The following is a 515-nucleotide window of genomic DNA, read 5'->3' as shown; positions in this document are numbered from 1 at the left end:
GACTGAGCATAACGCGCACCGGTCATCCTCTTCCTGCCACGCTTCCTGGCGGGTAATGCGGTCGTCGTCGGTGTAACACCAGCGCAGCAGCTGGTGATTGGGGTAACGGGCGGTCAGGCGGCGCCCGGCCGCGTCATACTGATAATGAATGGTCCGGCCGGTAAAATCGGTTTCGCTAATCACCCGGCCGGCCGGGTCACGGGTGTAATGGTAAGTTTCACCGGTTTCGTTGGTCACGGTTTTCAGGCGGGTCAGTCGGTCGTAGCCAAAGGTCAGGGCCGTGCCATCCGGGCGGGTGAGGCGGCTGAGCCGGTCAAAGGCGTCATAGGTATAGCGGGTGGTCCGGCCTTCCCCATCGGTCACCGCCGAGACCCGGCGCTCGCTGTCGTAGTCAATGGTCTGCCGGAGGCCGTCCGGCAAGCAAATCTCGCTGACGCTGCCCGCCGGGCTGGCGTGAAACGGGCTGTGGTGGTAGTCGGTCTGCTGATGTAACGCGTCGGTGACCCGCAGCAGCC

The 515-nt window shown here is 64.1% G+C and carries 1 pseudogene; it reads right to left on the bottom strand.

From position 1 onward, the window contains the following. Positions 1 to 515, bottom strand: a pseudogene (locus ACGF49_RS24805) (hypothetical protein); the annotation flags it as partial.

The sequence above is a fragment of the Photorhabdus sp. RM96S genome, from assembly GCF_042879335.1.
GTDB lineage: Bacteria > Pseudomonadota > Gammaproteobacteria > Enterobacterales > Enterobacteriaceae > Photorhabdus > Photorhabdus kayaii.
This window is presented reverse-complemented; position numbering and strand designations above follow the sequence as displayed.